20 protein-coding genes are annotated in these 25616 nt (G+C 34.2%); 15 read left to right on the forward strand and 5 right to left on the reverse strand.

Features of this window, described 5'->3' with window-relative positions; translation table 11 throughout:
* Window positions 1-159: 159 nt before the first annotated feature.
* The 3 genes from GQ40_RS09095 to GQ40_RS09105 are packed head-to-tail and all read left to right on the forward strand — an operon-like array spanning window position 160 to window position 4721.
* Entirely contained in the window at window positions 160-1311 is a 1152-nt protein-coding gene (locus tag GQ40_RS09095; RefSeq protein WP_047547714.1) for an ATP-binding cassette domain-containing protein, read from the forward strand.
* A 12-nt stretch (window positions 1312-1323) separates the two neighbouring features.
* The gene (locus GQ40_RS17150; RefSeq protein ID WP_052184210.1) at window positions 1324-3111 is read left to right on the forward strand and encodes a hypothetical protein; all 1788 of its coding nucleotides are present in this window, start codon (window positions 1324-1326) and stop codon (window positions 3109-3111) included.
* Between the two features lie 5 nt (window positions 3112-3116).
* Window positions 3117-4721 carry an ABC transporter substrate-binding protein gene (locus GQ40_RS09105; protein WP_047547716.1) on the forward strand — a complete coding sequence of 535 codons (1605 nt, stop codon included), beginning with the start codon at window positions 3117-3119 and terminating at the stop codon, window positions 4719-4721.
* Here GQ40_RS09105 and GQ40_RS17445 read toward each other — a convergent pair.
* The 4 genes from GQ40_RS17445 to GQ40_RS09125 all read right to left on the reverse strand — a co-directional run bounded on the left by GQ40_RS17445 (window position 4718) and on the right by GQ40_RS09125 (window position 7933).
* Window positions 4718-5281 carry a lysoplasmalogenase family protein gene (locus GQ40_RS17445; RefSeq protein ID WP_197052665.1) on the reverse strand — a complete coding sequence of 188 codons (564 nt, stop codon included), beginning with the start codon at window positions 5279-5281 and terminating at the stop codon, window positions 4718-4720. The genes GQ40_RS09105 and GQ40_RS17445 overlap by 4 nt on opposite strands.
* Window positions 5282-5450: 169 nt before the next feature.
* Entirely contained in the window at window positions 5451-6350 is a 900-nt protein-coding gene (locus GQ40_RS09115) for a TolB family protein (protein ID WP_081990195.1), read from the reverse strand.
* 18 nt (window positions 6351-6368) lie between these two features.
* Window positions 6369-7544 carry a GlmU family protein gene (locus GQ40_RS09120; protein ID WP_047547720.1) on the reverse strand — a complete coding sequence of 392 codons (1176 nt, stop codon included), beginning with the start codon at window positions 7542-7544 and terminating at the stop codon, window positions 6369-6371.
* Window positions 7545-7681: 137 nt separating this feature from the next.
* Entirely contained in the window at window positions 7682-7933 is a 252-nt protein-coding gene (locus GQ40_RS09125; protein ID WP_047547722.1) for a type B 50S ribosomal protein L31, read from the reverse strand.
* A 162-nt stretch (window positions 7934-8095) separates the two neighbouring features.
* Between GQ40_RS09125 and GQ40_RS09130 the strand changes: the two genes are divergently transcribed.
* The 7 genes from GQ40_RS09130 (at window position 8096) to GQ40_RS09160 (ending at window position 15129) form a co-directional block, all read left to right on the forward strand.
* A complete protein-coding gene (locus GQ40_RS09130) occupies window positions 8096-8611 on the forward strand; it encodes a DUF4199 domain-containing protein (RefSeq protein WP_047547724.1) in 516 nt (171 codons plus the stop codon).
* A gap of 57 nt (window positions 8612-8668) precedes the next feature.
* Complete coding sequence (locus GQ40_RS09135; protein WP_047547726.1) at window positions 8669-9616, forward strand: glycosyltransferase family 2 protein; 948 nt, start codon at window positions 8669-8671, stop codon at window positions 9614-9616.
* A gap of 78 nt (window positions 9617-9694) precedes the next feature.
* Entirely contained in the window at window positions 9695-11425 is a 1731-nt protein-coding gene (locus tag GQ40_RS09140; RefSeq protein ID WP_047547728.1) for a phospho-sugar mutase, read from the forward strand.
* Complete coding sequence (locus GQ40_RS09145) at window positions 11426-13252, forward strand: ABC transporter ATP-binding protein (RefSeq protein WP_047547730.1); 1827 nt, start codon at window positions 11426-11428, stop codon at window positions 13250-13252. It abuts the gene before it with no gap.
* 328 nt (window positions 13253-13580) lie between these two features.
* Window positions 13581-14123 (forward strand): RNA polymerase sigma factor, encoded by a 543-nt coding sequence (locus tag GQ40_RS09150; RefSeq protein ID WP_047547733.1) that lies wholly within the window; start codon window positions 13581-13583, stop codon window positions 14121-14123.
* A 59-nt stretch (window positions 14124-14182) separates the two neighbouring features.
* A complete protein-coding gene (locus GQ40_RS09155) occupies window positions 14183-14683 on the forward strand; it encodes a hypothetical protein (RefSeq protein WP_047547735.1) in 501 nt (166 codons plus the stop codon).
* A 5-nt stretch (window positions 14684-14688) separates the two neighbouring features.
* A complete protein-coding gene (locus GQ40_RS09160) occupies window positions 14689-15129 on the forward strand; it encodes a hypothetical protein (RefSeq protein WP_047547737.1) in 441 nt (146 codons plus the stop codon).
* Here GQ40_RS09160 and GQ40_RS09165 read toward each other — a convergent pair whose 3' ends face one another.
* On the reverse strand, window positions 15130-16149 hold the full coding sequence (locus GQ40_RS09165) for a WD40/YVTN/BNR-like repeat-containing protein (protein WP_231565560.1): 1020 nt from the start codon (window positions 16147-16149) through the stop codon (window positions 15130-15132). It abuts the gene before it with no gap.
* Between the two features lie 268 nt (window positions 16150-16417).
* Here GQ40_RS09165 and GQ40_RS09170 point away from each other — a divergent pair, with 268 nt between their 5' ends.
* The 5 genes from GQ40_RS09170 (at window position 16418) to GQ40_RS09190 (ending at window position 25528) form a co-directional block, all read left to right on the forward strand.
* Window positions 16418-17632 (forward strand): RsmB/NOP family class I SAM-dependent RNA methyltransferase, encoded by a 1215-nt coding sequence (locus tag GQ40_RS09170; RefSeq protein WP_047551778.1) that lies wholly within the window; start codon window positions 16418-16420, stop codon window positions 17630-17632.
* A gap of 4 nt (window positions 17633-17636) precedes the next feature.
* A complete protein-coding gene (locus tag GQ40_RS09175; RefSeq protein ID WP_047547740.1) occupies window positions 17637-18776 on the forward strand; it encodes an endonuclease in 1140 nt (379 codons plus the stop codon).
* 178 nt (window positions 18777-18954) lie between these two features.
* On the forward strand, window positions 18955-22665 hold the full coding sequence (gene purL, locus GQ40_RS09180; protein WP_047547742.1) for a phosphoribosylformylglycinamidine synthase: 3711 nt from the start codon (window positions 18955-18957) through the stop codon (window positions 22663-22665).
* 66 nt (window positions 22666-22731) lie between these two features.
* Window positions 22732-23532 carry a helix-turn-helix domain-containing protein gene (locus GQ40_RS09185; protein WP_047547744.1) on the forward strand — a complete coding sequence of 267 codons (801 nt, stop codon included), beginning with the start codon at window positions 22732-22734 and terminating at the stop codon, window positions 23530-23532.
* A gap of 223 nt (window positions 23533-23755) precedes the next feature.
* Window positions 23756-25528, forward strand: a complete 1773-nt coding sequence (locus tag GQ40_RS09190) for an AMP-dependent synthetase/ligase (protein WP_047547746.1) — start codon at window positions 23756-23758, stop codon at window positions 25526-25528.
* Window positions 25529-25616 lie beyond the last annotated feature (88 nt).

Consider the following 25616-nt stretch of genomic DNA (forward strand, 5'->3'; position numbering starts at 1 on the left):
ACAACTTTTTTTAGTCATAATTACATCTAAACTTCTATAGGCATAGAAATCTAATTATATTTACTTGTTTATATTAAGAGTTGGAAAATTCATATAAAAGTCACATATTTTGCATTCTATTGGCTTTTTCTTCTTTTAAAACCTATAACCAACATACCTATGTCTAAAGCAGAAGCAAGAATACAAGAGGTCATTTCTTTTTTTAAAAATAAAGATCTGGTTCTTGGCTATCGCAAATTAATGGATTGCGTGATTGATACACAAGACCTTGATTTGTACCGTGAGGTGATTGATTTAACCGATTGGAAAGAGAAATTCCCAGAAAAAGAACCAGAACTCATTGAGCGATCATTGGTTATTTTAGAACGGGTCTCGAAAATCCCAATCATAGAATACAATACCAATAACCCTGTAGTTGTGGGCAGCAATTTGATAAAGAGTTATGGTTACAACAGGTTTAAATTGGGACCGATTTCAGTAAAAATACATAAAGGTGAAGTTTATGGTTTGGTTGGCGAAAACGGGAATGGAAAAACCACCTTACTGCGCGTTCTAGCTAAAGAAATAAAATATAATGAAGGTAATTTAGATTTTAGATTTGACACGCCTTACGACTCAGATTATGATTTGAGAACAAATTTGGTTTACATACCGCAAAGAACCCAAAAATGGTATGGAAGCTTAAAGGATAACCTCAAATTTGTGTTGTCCAACTACGGGATCGCACCAGAAGAAAATGAAACCAGAGTGCTCATGATGATTGCTCGCTTTGGTCTATGGAATTACAAACACCTTAAATGGAGTGAACTCTCGTCTGGTTACAAAATGCGTTTTGAACTTGCCCGCACATTACTTCGCCAGCCAGAATTATTACTCCTTGATGAGCCATTGGCAAATTTAGATGTATTGGCACAGCAGGTGATCTTAGAGGATTTAAAATCTATCTGCAATTCTATAAATAACCCAATTGCACTTATTTTAAGTTCGCAGCAATTGTATGAGGTTGAGAAAATTTCCGATAAGGTGATTTACTTAAAAGATGGTCAATATAAAGATAACAAACAAGTTGTCACCGATGAGGATAATCACCTCATTGTTGAAATTGATTGTGAAGCTAAACGCGAAGAGCTATTGACTATTTTTGAAAGTCTAAACCTGGAAAAACTAATTTATAATGGCGGAATTTATGTGTGTTATTTCAAAGAAAGCACCGCATTTTCTTCGGTTTTAGAGTCGCTTGGTAAACATAAAATAGATGTTACCTATACGAGAAATATCACAAAATCTACAAGACGATTCTTCGTTTCTTAATCTCACTTCACAATGAAAAAATTTATATATAAAACCAACCAATACTTACTTGAACGCTACCCAACAATTTGGAACACCAAATTGGTATGGATGCTCTCAATAGCGTTAGTACTTCACCTTATCTTTTTTGTGTTTGGTTTATTTACTTTGGTTAATCCTAAAATGTTACAAGATAGCAATGTAGAATATATCTTTTTTGAAAATGGATCTATATTCTTATCTATAGTCATATCTATACTACTTGTCGTTGCGTGGCTCATTAATATGTTTAAAAACAATGGGGTTAAAAACTTTTATCCATCATCGAGATTAAAATTATTTGGTCAGTTTTTTCAATACCTCATCATCATTTTTAGCTGTACAACTTTTTATTTATCGTATCAATATGGGATGAAAACCTATATTTCGGCTACGTATTCTAACGAACAGATTACCAATGAAATTAAGATTGCTAACGATGCTGCTTTGTTTCTTTCAGAAAACATAACAGATTATACGCTAAACCAGCGCAGGTTTCCAAAACCCTTTTACGAACTGTATTGCGAGGATAACTCAAAATTTATAGATTATGATAAACCTTATCTTTCTTTTGAGGATGAAGACTACCAATATTATTCACTGCGCACTGTAGAAACCAAAATAGGAGAGCCTTACAATACGCAAATTATACCTCAGCAACAGTCTTATGATGGCTCAACAAATACTGGATACGTATTTAGCAAAACAACCGATTCCCTAAGAATTTACTTTTTCAAGGATTCGGTCATTAACATGAATGCCTATATAAAAACGCCTTATCCAACTTACTATAATATGTCATCTACTTTTTATAAGTCTAAAAATGACAAGATTATAGAAGAGCCTTATGATTACAATTATAATGACTACGAAGAGTATGATTATAGTTACAACCGATCATTCTCTACAAGGCACCAGTTTAGAAACCAACGTAATTACGAACTTTTAGAGCGCAATGACAGAAATGAAATCAAAACACTGCTGGCTGACTTTTTAAAGATTTCCGACAATTATAAAATCAACCATAACCTAACAACAAATGAGTGGTTGGATTTAGTGTATCATCCCACAAATTTTGAAGTCAGAAACTTTATCAGAGACACGCCAAAAGCTAAACATGACTATAACAGTCGTGTTAATGTTGATAGAACTAAAACCGAAGAATTTTTCTACAACCGTCTCACAGATTACCATTATCAAAACAGAGCCCTTAGCAATGTCTTTGAAAATATTGAAAGCATAAAAGCAAGTGATCCAGCCGAAGGCATCCACATATTTATTTGGATCGCATTCTTTTTTGCTGCCCTCATCTTCATATTTAGAATTTCGGGACTTAAAGAATTACTTTTCAGCATCATAATCGTTGGAGTACTAACGTTGGTCATATCGTTGTTCACAGCTTTAATTTTTTATTTAGCGGGAGGCAGTGATGATGTAGTCATGTACTTTATTATCTATTTTATCTTTACTTTGGCTACGATCATATTATTGATACCTATACTTTTTTACAAGAGCATAAAAAAATTAATCGTATCCATTTGTGTAAACATCTCAATAGTTGGGTTTTCACTTTATCTACTACTTATATTGGGAATTATAACCATGCACCAAAGTGATGCTTGTCGTGCAGATCCAAATTATTATGATACCTATCGTAGTTGCGACACCGTATTTGATATTTTTGAATTTGGTTGGAGCTGGATATTATTTTTCTCCGGAATTATTTTCATATTCTTCTTCACAAAAGTGATCAAAAACTGGAAAGCACTTCCCGAAGGTTAATTTTTATGGAACAACATCTCAAAAACATATCAATACTTATTTTAGGCCTCGTTTTATATTCCTGCGGAAATGAAACAACAACCAATAAAGACCATCTTGTTTTTAGGTACAACGAACATAAAAACATTGGCTCGCTAGATCCTGCCTTTGCTAAGGACAATGCAGATATCTGGGCAATCAACCAATTGTTCAATGGGCTGGTGCAAATGGATGAAGAGCTCAACGTCCAGCCTTGTATTGCCAAGGATTGGACGATTTCCGAAGATGCACTCACCTACTCCTTTACGCTTCGTGATGATGTAGAATTCCATAAACATAATCTCTTCGGAAAAGACTCCACGCGACATGTAACCGCTTCAGATTTTGAATACAGTCTCAACCGATTGCTGGATAAAAAAATAGCATCTCCCGGAAGTTGGACGCTCAATAAAGTAGACTCCTTTAAAGCCATAAACGACACCCTTTTTGAAATCAAACTAAAACAAGCGTTTCCAGCTTTTTTGGGTCTTTTGACCATGAAATACTGTTCGGTAGTGCCAAAGGAAATCGTGGAGCACTATAAAAGTGATTTTAGAGCAAACCCAATTGGTACAGGACCGTTCAAGTTTAAACGATGGGAAGAGAACTTAAAGCTCGTTTTCCGAAGAAATAATAATTATTTTGAAACCGACAATTCTGGTAAACAATTACCATATCTCGAAGCAGTTGCCATCACATTTTTACCAGATAAGCAGAGTGAATTTTTACAGTTTGCGCAGGGCAACATTGATTTTGTTTCTGGATTGGATGCCTCATATAAAGATGAGATTTTAACTGCCACAGGGAAGCTTCGTGAGTTTTATGCTGCAGATGTTAACATGATTCGCGGTCCATATTTAAATACTGAGTATCTCGCCTTTTTTATGGATTCCAGCATTCCTGAAATGCAATCGCAAACCTTACGTCAAGCCATAAATTACGGGTTTGATAAACAAAAAATGATGACCTATTTACGAAACGGTATTGGAATTCCTGCTCATGGTGGATTTATCCCAAAAGGTTTACCTGGTTACAATGCGAATATAGGTTTTAGATTTGAGCCAGAAAAAGCAAAAGATTTGGTGCAAGAATTTAAAACCGAGACGGGAATCCAAAATCCTGAGATCACCATTACCACAACCAGTAATTATTTGAGTTTTTGTGAATATATCCAGAGAGAGCTACAAAAAGTTGGGATTACAGTAAATGTAGATGTCATACCTGCAGCAACTTTAAAAGAGGCCAAAGCCAATGGTAAATTAGACATGTTTAGAGCTAGTTGGGTGGCAGATTATCCAGATGCTGAAAATTATTTATCGCTGTACTACAGCAAAAACTTTGCAGCAAATGGACCTAACTACACTCATTTTAAAAGTAATCAGTTTGATGATTGGTACCAAGAAGCATTTACCATTACAAATCCAAAAAAACGAGAAGCACTTTATACTAAAATGGACAGCTTAGTGATGTCAAAAACGCCAATTGTTACTTTATTTTATGATGAAGTGGTTCGTTTTACTAGAAAAGATGTTTCTGGCTTAGGGATTAATCCTATTAATTTATTGGATTTAAAACGTGTTTCAAAAAATTAAATTTTCAGATTATTGTTTTCTCTTAACAATCCTAAAACAATTAAATACTGGGCAACTCCGTAAAAGAACATTGTAAATATGTCCTGATTTGTAAAATGATGATAAAACGAGCTTAAAACCGAAGAGGTATCTGCAATTAAAAATAATAGCATACCAATGATAACCAAAAGATAACTTTGTTTGTTCACAGCTTTTTTTCTCAATAGAGCAAATTGAAATGCCAAAAGTGTTACGAATAAAAATATGAGTATTGGTATCAAGAAATCTCCCATATTCTCCATTGTTAAATTTAAAATAATAAACATATAAATAAGGTAAATTCCAACTAAGGGGAATACAAAGGACAAGTCAAAATCACTATTATTGGAAAATCTACATGCGTAAAATATTTTACCTATTATAAAAAACAAACTTCCTACATATAGTATTGTAATTCCCGTCTTGAAAAGCATAATTGAGTTCGCTATAAAAAAACAGAATAAGCCTAAAAGAGTAAATAGATATTTTAATCGTTTTGATTTCCTTTCGTTAACTACATAAAACAATATTAATATGAGCATTAATAAGGGCTTTGTGATGAACCTGAGCGCATCACATCCGCTCCAAATCATGAAACATAAGTCTAAAATCAATATACTAAAGTATAGTATTGAGACATTTAAAACGTTATAAAATGTACGTTTAAACACAAGATTGGTTAGATTAGTTGGCTATTTTTTTTAAAAGGATTTACTCTAAAGTAAAAAAGTAAATATCATCATCACCTTTTCCTTTAGGTCGTCTTGATGAAAAATAACCTTTAGTACCATCTTCATTTACGATATAGCAAAAATCATCGCTTCTACTATTAATTGGTTCTGGCAACAGTTTTGGCTCAGTTGTATCTGGGTCACCATTTAAGTCATAACTATACACGTCCAAACCACCAACACCTCCAGCACGATCTGAAGAGAAATATAATACATTCTCATTGCTAATAAATGGAAACATATCCTTTCTAGGTGAATTTATTTTTTTACCAAGATTAACCACCTCACCATATTCATCATTACCTAATATTTTTACTTTAAAAATATCGGTTTGCCCATGAGCTCCATCTGCATTTGATGTAAAATACAAAGTAGAACCATCTGGTCCTAAAGTAGCGTGACCGTAATTATAACTTGGTTTACAAAAAGGTAAAGGCTCAAAGTTGGTCCAACCAACACCTTCTTTATATTCTCCTCTTTGAATATTTAGATTTATCGATTTTTGCTTACGTTTATACGATTTACCACGTTTCATAAAATTAGTGGTAATGTACATGTACTTGCCATCCTTGCTAAAACCTGCACTTGATGTATTGAATACAAATTTCTCAGATTTATTGAATTGTTTTGGGTTGATGATTTCGCCATCGTCGGTCATTTCTCCCTCAAACATCGTAAAGATCAAACGCTTGTCATTATCTAATCTTGCTCTATTTCTATCATCGAGCATGTACGATGTGTAGTATACTTTGTCTCCTTTATAAAACACAACACCATATTGACTTTTATCGTCGTTAAGCTCTAAGTTCTTGATTGTGTAGGTTTGGGCAAACCCAAAATTTAATGCCAATATTAAAATTAAAGGGCTAATAAACTTCATGTTATTTTTGATTTAGGGTTAATTTTTTCTCCATTTTTTTGTCTCTTCAAAGACGTGCTCTAATATTTGCTTATCTTCTTCGGAAAATTCAATGCCTCGACGTTTCATTACAACTTCTGCAACTTCAAACGCCTTGTTGGTTAAATATGTTGTAAAACCAGAACTTCCTCCCCAAGAAAAACTTGGAACGAAATTTCTAGGAAATCCGCTTCCGAAGATATTAGCACTCACCCCAACAACTGTACCAGTGTTAAACATCGTGTTGATCCCGCATTTGCTATGGTCTCCCATCATGAGTCCGCAAAATTGTAATCCGGTTTTCGCAAAACCTTCCGTTTGGTAATCCCATAGCCTTACTTCCGCATAATTGTTCTTAAGATTAGAGTTGTTGGTATCTGCTCCTAAATTACACCATTCTCCCAATACAGAATTTCCTAAAAACCCGTCATGACCTTTGTTGGAGTAGCCAAAAATCACCGAGTTATTGACTTCGCCACCAACCTTACTATGTGGTCCAACTGTTGTTGGTCCATAAATTTTGGCTCCTAATTTTAAAGTAGCATGCTCACACAAAGCAAACGGGCCTCTTATGATACTACCTTCCATAACTTCAGCATCTTTACCAATATAAATGGGACCACTACTGGCATTTAAAGTTGCGAACTCAAGTGTGGCACCTTCTTCTAAAAATATGTGTTCTGAGCCAAGAACATTATTTGAACTTGGTATTGGCTGTGAGGTTCTATCATGGGTTAACAAATCAAAATCTTCTTGGATCGCGTCTCCGTTTATAGCAAAAATATCCCAAGTATTCTCGATTTTTAAAATTGGCTCGTTAAACTCAATAGCGTTATATGTTTCAAAATCAACTTCTTCTTGAGTCTCTTTTGTAAAAAAAGCAATAACGTTTTCTCCTTGAAATATAGCTTGATTCTCTTTTAAACCTTTAATAGTTTCTACTAATTTTTTATTTGGCAAGTATGATGCGTTGATCATCACATTTTCATCAAGTTCCACCATTGGGTATTTGTTTGACAAATAATCTTCGGTTACTGTGGTTGTACTATACCCTAGATGTTTTTCCCATTTTTCTCTAATGGTTAGTATACCTACTCTAATATCTGCAACAGGTCTTGTAAATGTGAATGGTAACAAATTATTGCGGGACGGACCATCAAAAAGAATATAGTTCATAAAAATTAGAATTTAAAATTAGAAGTGTATTACTACGTTTTCAATTTCAATTATACCTCAAAAGTAGCTTAAATACAGAAAACAAAAAAGCCTTCGGAAAAAATCCTGAAGGCTCTATAACTATTTTAAATCTAAGTTTATTTTTTAAACTTAGCGTATTTGTTTTTGAATTTATCAATACGACCTGCTGTATCTACCAATTTAGACTTACCAGTGTAGTATGGGTGAGATGTTCTAGAAATTTCCAATTTAACTACTGGATATTCAACACCATCAACTTCAATTGTTTCATTTGTTTCAGCAGTAGATTTAGTTAAAAATACGTCTTCGTTAGACATGTCTTTAAATGCTACTAATCTATAATTTTCTGGATGTATTCCTTTTCTCATCTCTTTATGCTTTAAAATTCCTTACTATTTTGGAGGTGCAAATTTAAGTAATTTTTGTAAATTACCAATAAATTATTTCTTTTTTTATTCCGAAGAAATCTGTAACAATCAAAAACAAATCTATACTAATTAATCATATTAACTAATAATCAAATTAAATTTATGGAAACAAAACCAATTACAGCAGGAAAATTTGGAATTAATTACGGTGTTATTTTAGGAGTTGTTATGATTGCTATTTCGGTAGTAACTTATGTTACCGGTATGGCATTAGAGGGCGTGCAATGGCCAAATTATATTTATTATATCATTTTCCCAGTAACTATATTCTATGCAATTAGCAAGTTCAAGCAAAATAATGCAAATGTATTGACCGTTGGAAGTTCAATTAAGCTTGGTGTTATTATTGGTGTAATAAGTGCATTGGTATATATTGCTTATTTTTTGGTTTTTAACTATGTAATAGACCCAGAATTTATGACTCAAATGATGGAAGTTGCTCAAGACAATATGATAGAGCAAAATCCTGATATGTCACAGGATCAATTAGACCAATCATTAAAGTTTATGGAAATGTTTCAAAGTCCTGGTATTATAAGTGCTTTTTGGATTGGAATGAGCGCTCTTTTTGGACTTATCTGGTCTTTAATTGCTGGTTTAGTTATGAAAAGTAACTAAGCTTTAAACTTAAATAAAATCCCTATTTTTGAGGTATTTAATTTTCAAAATATATAAATGAATATATCAGTAGTCATACCACTACTTAACGAACAAGAATCATTAACAGAATTACACGATTGGATTGCAAAAGTCATGCAATCCAATCGTTTTTCATATGAAATCATCTTTATAGACGACGGTAGTACAGATGATTCTTGGTTAAAAATCATGACATTATCCCAAAAAGACGATAGCGTTAAAGGGATTCGGTTTTTAAAGAACTTCGGAAAATCACAAGCACTCCACGCAGGCTTTGCAAAAGCAGAAGGTGATGTCATCATCACCATGGATGCAGACCTACAGGACAACCCTGAAGAAATACCAGAATTATACAACATGATCGTAGTTGAGAAATACGATCTTGTTTCGGGATGGAAAAAGAAACGGTATGATTCTGTAATCTCAAAAAATCTGCCATCAAAATTATTTAATTGGGCAGCAAGAAAAACGTCTGGCGTTAAATTGAACGATTTCAACTGCGGGCTTAAAGCCTACAACAAAAACGTTGTGAAAAATATAGATGTTAATGGTGAGATGCATCGCTACATACCAGTACTTGCCAAAAATGCAGGATTTACAAATATTGGTGAGAAAGTAGTGCAGCACCAAGCTAGAAAATATGGCGAGACCAAATTTGGAATGGACCGGTTTATAAATGGCTTTTTAGATTTAATCACCATTTGGTTTATATCCCGTTTTGGTAGACGACCAATGCACCTTTTTGGCGCTTTAGGCGTAATCATGTTTGCAGTAGGTTTTATATTCGCAACCTATTTGGGAATAGATAAATTGTTCTTAAATAAAGTAGGTAGACTCATTACAGATAGACCACAGTTTTATATAGCATTAACCACAATGATCCTTGGATCTCAGTTTTTTATCGCAGGATTTTTAGGCGAAATTATATTACGAACAAAACAAGACAAAAATAGATACTTGATAAAACAAGAGCTTAATTTTTAAAATGCCACTCTAATTTATATCCACTTAACGATTCAAAATTATTGAATTCCGTATTTTTGTATCATAAAATTTTTCAAGATGACACATATTGAACCGCAACTTCTAAAAAGAGTCAACAATTGGTTAACACCTACTTTTGATCAAGAGACTCAAAGCAAAATAAAATACTTAATCGCCAACAACACAAAAAATCTTGAAGAAAGTTTTTATAAGGATCTTGAGTTTGGAACTGGTGGTATGAGAGGCATTATGGGAGTTGGCACGAACCGAATCAATAAATATACACTCGGTAAAAACACCCAGGGCTTAAGTAATTATATGAAAACTTATTTTCCTTCGGAAAATTTAAAAGTTGCCATTGCCTACGATTGCAGACATAACAGTAAGTCACTGGCAAAAGTAGTTGCCGATGTGTTTTCAGCAAACGGAATACACGTTTATCTTTTTGAAGACCTTCGTGCAACTCCAGAATTATCCTTCGCACTAAAATATTTAAACTGTCACTGTGGTATTGTACTCACAGCATCCCACAATCCACCAGAATATAACGGTTATAAGGTATATTGGCAAGATGGCGGACAATTGGTGCCACCACAAGATGCTGAGATCGTTGCAGAAATTAACCGCTTAGCATATGACGAAATAAAATTTGATGCTAATGAGGAGCATATTCAATACATAGGAAAAGATATTGATGACGTATTCATTAATGAATCTGTCAAAAATGGAAGTTTCAATACACCTTCCGAAGCAAAAGAAAATTTAAAAATTGTATTCACATCGCTTCATGGCACCTCAATTACTGCAATCCCAGAGACGTTAAAGCGTGCAGGTTATACCAACCTAAGCATTGTGGAAGAGCAACGTGAGCCAAATGGTGATTTTCCAACTGTTGAATCTCCAAACCCAGAAGAACCAGAGGCCCTTAAGATGGCCATAGAACTTGCCGATAAAATTGATGGAGATATCGTTATTGGTACAGATCCAGACTGTGACCGTTTAGGTGTTGCAGTGAGAAATCTTGAAAATCATCTGGAAATCCTTAACGGAAACCAAACGATGATTTTGATGACCGATTTTCTTTTAAAACAATGGAAAAAATCTGGAAAAATAAATGACAACCAGTTTGTAGGCTCAACAATTGTATCTACTCCTATGATGACGGTTCTCGCCAATGCTTACAATGTAGAATGTAAAATTGGTTTGACCGGTTTTAAATGGATTGCAAAAATGATCAAAGATTTTCCAAACATGGATTTTATTGGTGGTGGTGAAGAAAGTTTTGGATTTATGGTTGGCGATTTTGTAAGAGATAAAGATGCTGTAACCTCAACCCTTCTAGCTTGCGAAATTGCAGCCCAGGCAAAAGAAAATGGCAAAACCATGTACGAAGCGTTAATTGATTTATATGTTGAACATGGTTTCTATAAAGAACGCTTAATATCGCTCACCAAAAAAGGAATTGAAGGTGCGCAGGAAATCAAACAGATGATGATTGATGCTCGTGAAAACCCATTGACAGAAGTTAATGGATCTAAAGTGGTCAAAGTGGAAGATTATCAACTCTCTATCGAGAAAGATGTAGTCAATAACAAAGAAAACAAAATTGATATTCCAAAATCTAACGTATTGATTTATTATACTGAAGATGGAAGCAAAATCGCATTACGTCCAAGTGGTACAGAGCCTAAGATTAAATTTTACATCAGCGTTAATACCAAATTAGACAATGCGTCAGATTTTAAGGCTACGGAACAAAAATTGGATACACGAATAGATAATATCTTAAACGATATGAATCTCAACTAGATGAATTACTTAAAAAAAATAATGGTTTTTGCGTTACCATATAAACGCTACGCAATTTTAAATATATTTTTCAATATCCTTTACGCTCTTTTTGGCGCACTGTCATTTGTGGTGCTTATGCCGATGCTTAATATTTTATTTGGCGAAGATCAAGAAGTTATCAAAGAAAAACCCATTTTAAATGGTTTTGATAATATTGGAGAGTACCTCAAAGATTCACTTACCTATAACGTTCAATCTTATGCAAATGATGATAAATTAAGAGCGCTCACCTTTGTTATTATATTGGTGATCGCGGTCTTTTTACTCAAGAACATCTTTAACTATCTGGCTTTATATTTCGGGACATTTTTAAGAAACGGAATTCTAAAAGACCTAAGAGATACATTATATAAAAAAACCGTTGATCTACCGATGAGCTTCTTTTCAGAAAAGAGAAAAGGAGATTTAATCGCACGCGTATCTAATGATGTTAACGAAGTTCAAAATTCATTTTTATCGGTTTTAGAAATTATAGTAAGAGAGCCACTAAGCGTAATATTCTCTATTGTAATTATGCTTACCATAAGCCCGAAACTTACCATTTTCGTGTTTGTTTTTATACCAACTGCAGGTCTAATTATCTCTATGATTGCAAAAAAATTGAGGCAACAATCGGCAGATGTACAAATCGAGCAAGGCACTTTTCTTTCTATTTTAGAAGAAACCCTCAACGGATTAAAAATCATAAAAGGATTTAATGCGCAAAGGGAATTCAACTCAAAATTCACAGACAGTACAAAACGGTTTTTCGTCTTTTCAAATAAAATGATGAATCGCCAAAATATCGCTACGCCTTTAAGTGAATTTTTGGGCATCGTTACCATAGCATGCTTACTTTGGTTTGGAGGTCGTATGGTAATTGTTGACAAAACGCTACTCGCCTCATCCTTTATCGCTTTTATGGGATTAGCATATAATATTCTTACTCCAATAAAAGCTTTGAGTAAAGCAAACAATAATGTAAAGAGAGGTAACGCTGCAGCAGAGCGCGTTTTAGAGGTCATTGAAACGGTAAACCCATTAGAAGACAGACCAAATGCAATAAAAAAGGATACATTTTCTTCAGAAATTGGAATCAACAACATCTCCTTTAAATATGAAAATGATTTAGTTCTAAAAAACTATTCCATCAAAGTACCCAAAGGAAAAAGTGTCGCATTGGTAGGACAATCTGGTAGCGGAAAATCAACCATCGCCAATCTCATGATGCGATTTTACGATATCAATGATGGCAGTATCACTATAGATGGCAAAGACATTAGAGACCTTTCAAAAGACTCGTTAAGACAATTGATTGGTTTAGTTACACAAGACTCTATTTTGTTTAATGACTCTGTAAAAAACAATATTCTTTTAGGCAGACCAGATGCTACGGAAGATGAAATTATTGACGCCTTAAAAATAGCAAACGCCTGGGAGTTTGTAAAGGATCTGCCAAAAGGCATCCATTCAAATATTGGAGATTCTGGTGGTAAACTTTCTGGCGGACAAAAACAACGCCTCAGCATTGCGCGTGCAGTATTAAAGAATCCACCAATCATGATTCTCGACGAAGCAACCTCAGCACTTGATACTGAAAGTGAAAGGTTAGTACAAGACGCACTTGAGAATATGATGAAAAACAGAACCTCAATTGTCATTGCCCATCGCTTATCTACCATTCAAAATGCAGATGAGATTGTTGTTATGCAAAAAGGAGAAATAGCAGAGCGTGGCTCACACGATGAACTTCTAGTTAAAAACGGTGTCTATAGAAAATTGGTAGATATGCAAAGTTTTGATTAATTATAGATAAAGTTAAGATTTTCAAATTTCCGAAGAAAAGCACATTTTACGAAGAGAACATAAAATAGAAAAGGATGCTCCGTTAAGTCGCATCCTTTTCAGTTACATTACCACATTTGGGGAAAATGGTAATATTAAGTAGGTTAGGCTGAAACAAACATAATTTAAAAAAACGACCTAAACAAGAAAAATATGCATTTCATCGTCTTATTTTACTTTTAATCGATTAAATTAATTTTAATCAACTGTTTATCAATTAATTATGCCATTTATTATTTTTCATTAAACTTTCTGTAAATTCACAAGTCTAAATTAAAAAACAGATGTATTGGATCACGAACAGGATTTCATAAAAAAACTTACAAATCCAACCACAAAAGAACTTGCCTTTAAAGAACTCTTAAATCTTTATAAAGAGCGATTATATTGGCACATTCGGCATATTGTGAAATCTCATGACGATGCAGACGACGTGTTGCAAAACACGTTTATTAAAGTGCACAAAAACATCCATAAATTTAAAGGCGACAGTAAATTATATTCATGGATGTACCGTATTGCCACCAATGAATCCCTAACGCACCTCAATAAAAATGCAAAGCGTGCAAATTTTTCTTCGGAAGAACATCAGCAACAAGCCATTACAAACCTCAAAGCAGATGTCTATTTTGAAGGTGACGACATACAGCTAAAATTGCAACAAGCCATTGCAACATTGCCAGAGAAGCAGCAACTCGTTTTTAATATGCGCTATTTTGAGGAAATAAAATACAAGGATATGTCAGAGATTTTAGAAACGAGCGAAGGTTCACTAAAGGCCTCGTATCACATTGCTGTAAAAAAAATCGAAGCCCACTTGACCCAAGATTAAACTAATTTAATAAAAATTAGTCTTATAATAAATGATTAATATTTCTACGGAAAGTGAACATGAAACACAATAAATTAAATACAAAAAAAACTTCAGGATTTAAAATTCCGAAAGATTACTTTTCTCAATTGGAAGAGGAAATACTCAATGAAATAAGCTTAAAAAACAAAGCTGAAACTACCGGTTTTATAATTCCCGATAATTATTTTGAAACGCTTGACCAAGAAATAGCCAACAAATTAACAGCAGAGCATAACGCTAAAGTTTTCCCCTTGTTTAATTGGAAAAAAGTAATGTACGCTACCGCAATTGCTGCTTCTTTGGTTTTAATGTTCAATATCTTCTATAATACGTCAAACCCTGTCACTTTTGACTCATTGGAAACTGCTTCAATTGAAAATTATTTAGAGCAAGAAGATTACACGAGTTATGAATTATCTGAGTTTTTAACTGCGGAAGAATTAAACACAACAAGTTTTACAGATACTGAAATCTCTGAAGAAACCATTAAAGATTACCTTTTAGATCAATCTGATATAGAAGATTTAATAATACAATAATTACTATGAAAAAATTAGCAATAACACTCATATTCATTGCCATTACGATGAGTTCTTTTTCACAAGAAAATGAAAAAAGAGAGCGTATAAAAGCTTTAAAAATAGCGTTCATCACCGAGAAACTTGAACTCACGGAAAATGAAGCACAAAAATTCTGGCCAATTTACAATGCCTTTGAAGCAAACAATGAGGCGTTAAGAAAACAATCTCGTGAAAATCGTAAAAATGTTAGTTTGGAATCGATGAGTGATGCAGATGCAAAATCACTAATAGAAAAAATGCAGATTTTAGAAGAGAAAAAACTACAAATGAGAAAGCAATTTGCAGCAGATCTTATGGAAGTCATACCTGCTAAAAAAGTCATTTTACTTAAAATTTCCGAAGACGAATTCAACAAACGAATGTTTAACGAATTTAGAAAACGAAAATCCAGACAAAAAGGATAATTATTTTCTAAACTTAAGTTTAGCGATTCTCTTATTTCCTGCAGCATAAGCAGTGCTATCATTCAAAAACCGAATGGTATAAAAACCCTCGTCGCTTAAATGTGTCCATGAATTTCCTGCATCATTGGAATAATCGATACCCTTAAAACCAATAGCCACCAATTCTTGAGCGTTTGAGTTTGGCACATATTGCACACAGCTCCTGTAACCTGGAGATTGGTTTTGCGCAACGAGTTGCCATGTTTTACCACCATCTTTGGTTCTTATTTTATTGGCAGTACTATCTGCTGGTTTGGTGTAATCGCCACCAATGGCAAAACCATTTTTATTATCGTAAAAATCTATGGAATAAATGCCTTCGGTTTCTTTGGCTGCAACAATTGGTGTATTGTAGATTGTCCATGATAGTCCTTTATCATCTGAGTAATAAATTCGTCCTGTATTGGTTGCCACCCAAGTTTCATTCCCTATTATTGCAATATTAGTATCACTAGCTGCAAACGCACCTTCTCCTTCAATACCTTTTGGTAATTGGTCGCATCCTAATTTAGTCCATGTATTACCACCATCTCTTGTTATGATTACAGACAAACATCCATCTGTACTATCACCAATGGCGATGCCTTCTTGGTCGTTCCAAAATTCCATCGAGTCGTAGAATGCTTTTGGGTGATTGTCTTGGTATACTATAGTAATTGAATCTCTAACATTACTGATTATTCTCCCAGGCGACCCAATGCCTAGAGCATAGAAATTATTATTAACCAATGCTAAAGATCTAAAATTAATTTCTACAGAATCATTTATAGCAGAATACTGCTCTCGATAGAAAATTTCATTCATATTTCCAAAATATCCTAAGAAATCTTCAGTTGCCACAGAAATCCTTCCATTAGAAGAGGCGTAATTTACGACATCGCTACCATCAATTTTTGATAGTTCAATAGCTCTAACATTTAAAGTAGAGTCCTGCAACAAAATTTCAATATCCAGTTTTGAGAATCTATTTCCTGTCGACATTAGATTATTAGATTTATAACTTGGATGACAAATCAAGCCACAACCTAAAAAACTTATATTAAAAAATATAATCACTAAAATCATAGAAAACCTTCTCATATCATTCAAATTTAAGTATTCTATAAAAATAGAAAAGCTAAACAAATAAACTCACAATCAAATAAACAATTTAATGTACCTTTGCATCCTTAATTATTTTAAAACAAATTCAATTTTTGACAGTAGTTTTTAACTGCTCTTTGAAGACTGAATAATGAGTACTAAAAAAATGCGTTTACACAGAAATTTATGCTTTGCAGTCATCGACGGATTAACCTTAATCTTCAACGAAGGCAAGTATGCAGATAAAGTTATCCAACAACTCTTAAGACGAGACAAGCGTTGGGGAAGTCGAGATCGTGCTTTTGTCGCAGAAACCACTTACGATATTGTGAGATGGAAACGTTTATATGCTGAAATCGCAGAAGTCAAAGAACCGTTTGATAGAGAAAATCTATGGCGTATTTTTGCAGTGTGGGCGACACTTCGAGGTATCAAATTACCAGACTGGAAATATTTTGAAAACACACCTCAACGTAAAATTAAGGGACGTTTTGACGAGCTTTCACAAACCAGAAAATTCAAGGAATCTATTCCAGATTGGCTAGATCAACTGGGAGCAAAAGAACTCGGAGAATCTGTTTGGACAAAAGAAATAGCTGCTTTAAATGAACAAGCAGATGTAATCTTAAGAGTCAACACACTCAACACCACAAAAGAAAAATTACAGGCTTTGTTATTTGACGATGGTATTGAAACCGAAAGCATAAAAGGATACCCAAATGCCCTAAAACTAAAAGAGCGCGCTAATGTATTTCAAACCGAAGCTTTTAAAAACGGTTTCTTTGAAGTTCAAGATGCCTCATCTCAATTGGTTGCAGAATTTTTAGATGTAAAACCTGGTATGAGAGTCGTTGATGCATGTGCTGGCGCTGGAGGAAAAGCATTACATATCGCCACTTTAATGGAAAACAAAGGGCAAGTTATTGCTTTAGATATTTACGAAAACAAATTGCACGAACTTAAGAGAAGAGCAAAAAGAAATGGTGCTTTCAATATTGAAACTAGACCAATAGAATCTACTAAAGTCATTAAGAAATTATACGACAAAGCAGATCGCGTTCTAATTGATGCACCTTGTTCTGGTTTAGGCGTGCTACGTCGAAACCCCGATGCAAAGTGGAAATTACAATCAGAATTCATAGAAAACATAAAAAAAACACAGCAAGAAATTTTACAGCAATATTCTCGTATTGTAAAACCTGGTGGGCAATTAGTGTACGCAACCTGTTCGATTCTTCCTTCGGAAAATAAGAAACAAGTTGATACTTTTTTAACATCAGAAATGGGAAAAGAATTTACCTTTGTAAAAGATAAAAGTATTTTATCACATAAATCCGGTTATGACGGATTTTACATGGCACTTTTAGAAAAGAAAAATTAAAACTATGAAACACATTTACTTTATTATAGCAGTATGTTTTACTGCAACTTTATTTGCACAAGCTCCTGCTGGTTATTATAACTCTGCAACAGGCACCGGTTATACATTAAAAACCCAGCTTAAAGCAATCATTGACAATAACGACGATGGACTTTCAACAGAGTTCATTGCTCAAGATTTAGGATATGGGGCATTGTACGACACTTATGAAAACTCAGATGTTGATTTATACTATGAAAACAACGGTACATTACTAGACATGTATTCTGAAAGAGTGATTCAAAATCCAGATAACACAAGTACCAACTTACCAGATGCTTACGAATATACATACGGTGTAAACCAAGATGATGGTACTATGGGTACTGCAGAAGGTCAACGTTATAACAGAGAACATACCATCCCACAATCTTCATTTAGCAGTGCATCACCTATGCGTAATGATGCTCATTTCGTGATACCAACAGACAAATACGTTAACGCACAAAGAGGAAATTTACCATACGGTTTTGTAGATACGACCTTACAATTTGATGAATATTCAAATGGTACAAGACGAGGAGAAAACACAAATTCTGGCGTTGCTGCTGGATATTCTGGGGATGTTTTTGAACCTATCGATGAATTCAAGGGTGATATTGCTAGAATGTATTTCTTTTTTGTAACGCGCTACGAATCTCAAATCACTGGTTTTAACTATGTGATGTTTGATGGATCTGCAAATCAAGCAATCGACCAACCATTTTTAGACATTCTTTACAATTGGCATGTTAACGATCCTGTTTCACAAAGAGAATTAGATCGAAACAATGCGATTTTCAATCAACAGAACAATCGCAACCCTTTTATAGACAATCCTCAATTTGTTCTTGAAATTTGGCAAAACTCGTTATCTGTTGAAGAATTTCAAATTACAAATGCTGTTAAAATGTATCCAAATCCAGCATCTGGGAATTTCGTAAATATTGATTCTAACGAAGATTTAGTTGTAGAAATCTACAACATATTAGGAAAAAAAGTAAAAACCCAAAAGATAACATCAACGCATAAAAAGTTATCAATTTCTGAGTTAGCAAAAGGCGTTTATCTTGTAAAACTAAATTCAAGCATAGGCAGCATTACAAAAAAACTGATCAAGCAATAACCTTAACAATTAAAAAAATTTAGGAGTTAAAATTACTTAAAATGTTAAGTGGTTTTAACTCTTTTTTTTGGTTAATAAGACGTGAATAACTCCAAATTTTCATTTTTAAATAGCACTTAAAATATATCTAAAAAGCGTAAATTTGAACTTTCAAAAAAATACACCTAAATACGATATAATGATTCATTTCTTCGGAAACCAAAACAGCAAGGTATTTGCTGTTCAAGCAACAAAAGAATTATCAACTGAGACTATCTCAAAATTGATATGGTTATTTGGTAACCAACCTAAAATCGAACAATCCGCATTAGCGGATTTTTTTGTTGGTCCCAGAGCAGCAATGATTACACCTTGGAGTACCAATGCAGTTGAGATAACCCAAAATATGGGGATTGAGGGCATACTTCGTATTGAAGAATTCCAGGCTTGTAAAGAAGATTACAAAGGTTTTGACCCGATGATTTCAGAAAAATACAACGGTTTAAACCAAGAGTCTTTTACAATTAACATTCAACCAGAGCCAATTATTGAAATAGAAGATATTTCCGCATATAACCAAAAGGAAGGTCTATCCCTTAACGATGAGGAGATTGAATATTTAGAAGGTGTTTCTAAAAAAATCGAACGACCACTCACCGACTCCGAAGTTTTTGGATTTTCACAAGTAAACAGTGAGCATTGTCGTCACAAAATTTTCAATGGCACCTTTATTATCGATGGCGAGGAAAAGCCAAGTTCATTATTTAAAATGATTAAGGAAACGTCAAAACAAAATCCTAATGATATTGTTTCGGCTTATAAAGATAATGTTGCATTTGTAAAAGGACCAAGAGTTGAGCAATTTGCACCAAAACGTCCTGATGTTCCAGATTTTTACGAGAAAAAAGACTTTGAATCTGTAATCTCACTTAAGGCAGAAACCCATAATTTCCCAACTACTGTTGAGCCATTTAATGGCGCTGCAACAGGATCTGGAGGAGAAATTCGCGATAGACTCGCTGGTGGAAAAGGTTCGTTACCTCTAGCAGGAACAGCAGTTTATATGACTTCATATTCTCGATTGGAAGAAAATCGTCCTTGGGAACAAAAATTAAAAGCACGTCCTTGGTTATATCAAACGCCAATGGATATTTTGATAAAAGCAAGTAATGGAGCTTCAGATTTTGGAAATAAATTTGGACAACCTCTCATTTGCGGTTCTGTTCTTACTTTTGAGAATAAAGAAGATGATAGAACTTTAGCTTACGATAAAGTGATTATGCAAGCTGGCGGAATTGGTTATGGTAAATTTGATCAAGCCATAAAAGCGGTACCAGAAGCTGGAGATAAAATTGTAGTGCTTGGAGGTGAAAACTATAGAATTGGTATGGGTGGAGCTGCGGTTTCAAGTGCAGATACCGGAGAATTTTCTTCGGGCATTGAGCTTAATGCTGTTCAACGGTCAAACCCAGAAATGCAAAAACGTGCTGCAAATGTGGTGCGTGGCATGGTAGAAAGTGAAGAAAATCATATCATTTCCATTCACGATCATGGTGCTGGAGGCCATTTAAACTGCCTTAGTGAATTGATTGAAGATACAGGTGGACATATTGATTTAGACAAGCTTCCTATTGGTGACCCAACACTTTCTGACAAAGAGATTATTGGCAATGAATCGCAAGAACGCATGGGATTGCTCATTTCCGAAGAACATCTAGACCATATTAGTAAAATTGCAGAGCGAGAACGTTCTCCTATTTATACCGTCGGAAATGTAACCGATGACAACCATTTTAGCATTAAATCTAAAACCAAAGGCAACACACCTATGGATTTGGCGCTTGAAGACATGTTTGGCAGCTCTCCAAAAAAAATCATGAAAGACCATACTGTAACTAGAAATTACAGTGAAATCAATTATAACACCGATGATGTTTACGATTATCTGGATCAAGTTTTACAGCTAGAAGCTGTGGCGTGTAAAGATTGGTTAACGAATAAAGTAGATCGTTGTGTCAGCGGAAAAGTAGCAAAACAACAATGTGCAGGACCATTACAACTACCATTGAACAATGTTGGCGTAATGGCTTTAGATTACAATGGTAAAGAAGGTATTGCAACCTCTATTGGCCACTCACCTATTTCGGGTTTGATAAATCCCGAAGCTGGAAGTAGAAATAGTATTACTGAAGCATTGACCAATATCATTTGGGCTCCTTTAAAAGACGGATTAAAAAGCGTGTCATTATCTGCAAACTGGATGTGGCCTTGTAAGAACGAGGGTGAAGATGCTCGTTTATATGAGGCTGTAAAGGCAATCTCAGAGTTTTCTATAGATTTAGGAATCAATGTGCCAACAGGAAAGGATTCTCTATCCATGAAACAAAAGTACAAGGACGAAGAAGTGATTTCTCCCGGTACGGTAATTATTTCTGCAGCAGCGCATTGTAATGATGTTAAGAAAGTCGTTGAGCCTGTTCTTAACCGAAATGCAGGTGACATTTATTACATAAATCTTTCGCAAGATGCTTTCAAACTGGGTGGAAGCTCGTTTGCACAAATACGTAACAAAATAGGACATGATGTACCAAATGTACAAAGCGCGTCATATGTAAAAACTGTATTTGATACGATTCAAAATTTAATAAAAGACGAACAAATAATTGCTGGGCATGACGTTGCTTCTGGTGGGTTGATTACTACTTTACTGGAATTATGTTTTGCAGATACAAATTTAGGTGCTGAATTGGATCTAACCGCTTTACAAGAAAAAGATGCCATAAAATTGTTATTTTCTGAAAATGCGGGAATCGTTTTTCAAGCTAAGGATGTTTCCGTAGAAAAAATCCTTAAGGAAAACAATATCGAATTCCACAATATTGGAAAACCGACAAATAGTGATGTTCTAAGCATCATTAATGGCAATGAGGTGTTTACAATGACGGTTTCCAGATTACGAGATATGTGGTACAAAACTTCATATTTATTAGATCAAAAACAAACTGCAAATGGATTGGCTAAAGTGCGGTTTGAAAACTACGCCAAACAACCTTTAAAATATCATTTTCCTAAACATTTTACTGGAAAAATTGAAGATATCAAGAACGAAAACTTAACGTCCAGATTACAAGGCGTGAGCAAGTCGGAATCAAGAATTAGACCTAAGGCTGCAATACTTCGTGAAAAGGGCTCTAACTCTGAGCGTGAGATGGCAAATGCAATGTACTTGGCTGGTTTTGATGTTAAGGACGTGCATATGACCGATTTAATTTCGGGTCGTGAGACTTTGGAGGATATCCAGTTTTTGGGAGCTGTTGGTGGATTTTCAAACAGTGATGTACTGGGCTCTGCAAAAGGATGGGCTGGAGCAATAAAATATAATAAGAACGCCAACAAGGCTATTAAAAAATTCTTTGAAAGAGAGGATACACTTTCGGTTGGGATCTGTAATGGTTGCCAATTATTTATGGAATTGGATTTGATAAATCCTGAGCATGAAGCGCACGGAAAAATGTTACACAATGATTCTCACAAACACGAGAGTGGATTTACATCTGTAACGATACAAGAAAATAATTCGGTAATGCTTTCTACTTTGAAGGATGCGACTTTGGGAGTTTGGATCAGTCATGGCGAGGGTAAGTTTAGTCTTCCGCAGAAAGAAAACGAATACAACATTGTAGCAAAATATGGTTATGAAAGCTATCCTGCAAACCCAAATGGATCTGACTTTAATACAGCAATGTTATGTGACAAAACGGGTCGTCATTTGGTGATGATGCCACATATTGAGCGCTCTACTTTTCAATGGAACTGGGCAAATTATCCCGAAAACAGAAAGGATGAAGTCTCTCCCTGGATAGAAGCTTTTGTGAATGCAAGACTATGGGTTGAAAATAAAACGAAATAAAAAAAACTTCGTTTTAAATGGATTTTTAAGAATAATGTGTTAATTTGACTACATTAATTTTTATCCATGACCCTTAATTATTATGAAAATAATGTTCCTCATTTAATAGAGGAGTATTATCAATTTACGCTGTCTGAAAAAGTCATTCCTTTCAATTCTACAATTATTCCCATAGGGCTAACGCACATTACACATGCTTTCTACGGAAATCATAATGGGATGCTAAAGTCTGATCAAAAACCAGTAACTGGTACAATCCTAAGTGGTCAATTTGTTAGATCATATGAGTTTTTCAGCGAAACAAAAGCAAATTATTTTGGTATTAGCTTTCATCCAACTGCGCTATATAAAATTCTAAACACCGATATCTCAAAAATTAAAAACAAACATGTTTTGTTATCAAAGTTTCATCCAGAATTCGATACCAAAATCGATAAAGTTTTTGAAGATTATACAACGCCAGAGAAAATGGCTGAGTCACTAAATGTTTTTTTTTCTAATATAGAATTAACAACCAATGAGAATACAAAAACAATTGATAACGTTATTAACCTTATCAAATCAAAAGAAGGCTTATTAAATATAATTGACATTTTGGACCAAATTGAAATGTCACAAAAAACATTAGAAAATCAATTTAAAAAAATCGTTGGCTTAACTCCCGGTAAGTATATCAAACTTTATAGATTTTCAAATCTCATGCGCAAATATGAAAGTCAAGAAATTGATTTCAAAAAGCTAATTTTTATGTTTAATTATTATGACAGATCTCATTTTGCAAGGGACTTTAAATTGTTTATGAATGAAACGCCTAAATCTTACTTTAAAAATGATTACCCCTTAATTAAAGCTATATTAAAAAAATAGGCAGCTACGTTTTTTTACACAATTATTACGATCAAAATTTATAATTTTAACTTTAATTACAATCCTGAAAATTAAAAAAACTAAAAATTAAAAATCAATAATTGGTAGATGTACCATAAATTCAATTATAGAAGAGTAGTTTAGAGCAACTCCTTTTTTTTGCAATTTGAAATTCATTTTTATTTTCATACTTTGCAATACTACAATCTTATCAAATCATTTAATGACAGAAATAACCAGACTATTTGATTTTCCTTACCATCAATTAAAGCACCACAATCTTGATGCTGCTTTAGTCACAAAAAAAGATGGTAAATGGATAGAAACATCTACCCAAGAATACATAGACAAAGCCAATGCCATGAGTAGGGCTTTGCTAAAATTAGGAATTCAGAAAAATGATAAAATTGCAGTTATTTCAACTACAAATAGGACCGAATGGAATATCATGGACATCGGTATCCTACAATTAGGTGCTCAAAACATTCCAATATATCCAACAATTTCTGCGGAAGATTACGAATACGTTTTAAACCATAGTGAATCCATTTACTGCTTTGTTTCTGATAAAGAAGTCTATGATAAGGTCAAAAAAGTGCAGGCCAATACAAAAGTAAAAGAGGTCTATTCTTTTGAAGATATTAAAGGCTGTAAACCTTATTCCGAATTATTTGAACTCGGAAAAGACAAAAGCAATCAACCAGAAGTTGAAGCTAGAAAAGACGATGTTTTACCAGATGATTTAGCCACGATAATCTACACGTCTGGCACAACAGGCAGACCAAAAGGCGTTATGCTATCGCATAAAAATATAACCAGTAATGCATTGGATGCCTCACATAGATTACCAATCTCAGGCAAAGGCACAAGAATCTTAAGCTTTTTACCTATCTGTCATATTTTTGAACGTGTGTTGATTTACATATATCAATACGCAGGAACTACCATATATTTTGCAGAGTGCATTGATAAAATAGGTGATAATGCCAAAGAGATCAAGCCAAACTTAATGAGTGTTGTACCAAGATTACTTGAAAAAGTATATGATAAAATCATGCACAAAGGCGAAGAGCTATCAGGTATTAAGAAAGGATTATTCTATTGGGCTGTAAGACTGGGAGAGCAATGGCAGCCTTATGGAGCTAATGGCGCTTGGTATGAATTCAAACTAAAAATCGCCAATAAATTAATCTTTAGTAAATGGAGAGAAGCTTTAGGAGGTGAACTCTCAACAATGGTTTCTGGTAGCGCACCACTACAACCGCGATTATCCCGAGTATTTTGCGCAGCAGGCATGCAAGTCATGCAAGGTTATGGTCTTACCGAAACGTCTCCAGTAGTATCTGTAGAAATGTACAAAGACCACCATTTTAGAGTTGGTACAGTTGGCAAACCTATTAAAAACGTAGAAGTCAAAATTGCAGAAGATGGTGAAATCCTAATTAAAGGACCCAACGTCATGAAAGGCTATTATAAAGATCCAGAAAAAACCGATAGCGTAATGACCGGTGATTTCTTTCACACAGGAGACAAAGGAGAAGTCGATAGCGACGGTTTCTTAAAAATTACAGGTCGTAAAAAAGAGATGTTCAAAACCTCTGGAGGTAAATATGTAATTCCGCCACTTTTAGAGAATGACATGAAACAATCCCTTTTCATAGAGCAAATCATGGTCGTTGGAGAAAGCGAAAAGATGCCAGCAGCAATCATACAGCCAAACTTTGATTTTATTAGGGAATGGGCAAAACAAAAAGGAAAAAAGATAGGGGACTCAAATGCAGATATCGCTAATTCTGAGATAGTTATTGCCAGAATCCAGAAAGAGATCGATAAATATAATAAACACTTCGGAAAATGGGAACAAATCAAACGTTTTGAATTGACAGATGATGTTTGGTCCATTGAAGGTGGCCACCTCACTCCTACCATGAAAATGAAACGTGATATTATCAAAGGGATTTATCAAGATTTATATGATAAGATTTACAGAGAGTAAACCTATATTTCATTTTTCTTTGGAAATTTCATAATTCATAAAATTTCGATCAAAATAAAAATACTATGCATGCATAATTTTTTCTTAA

The sequence above is a fragment of the Psychroserpens sp. Hel_I_66 genome, from assembly GCF_000799465.1.
Lineage (GTDB): Bacteria > Bacteroidota > Bacteroidia > Flavobacteriales > Flavobacteriaceae > Psychroserpens.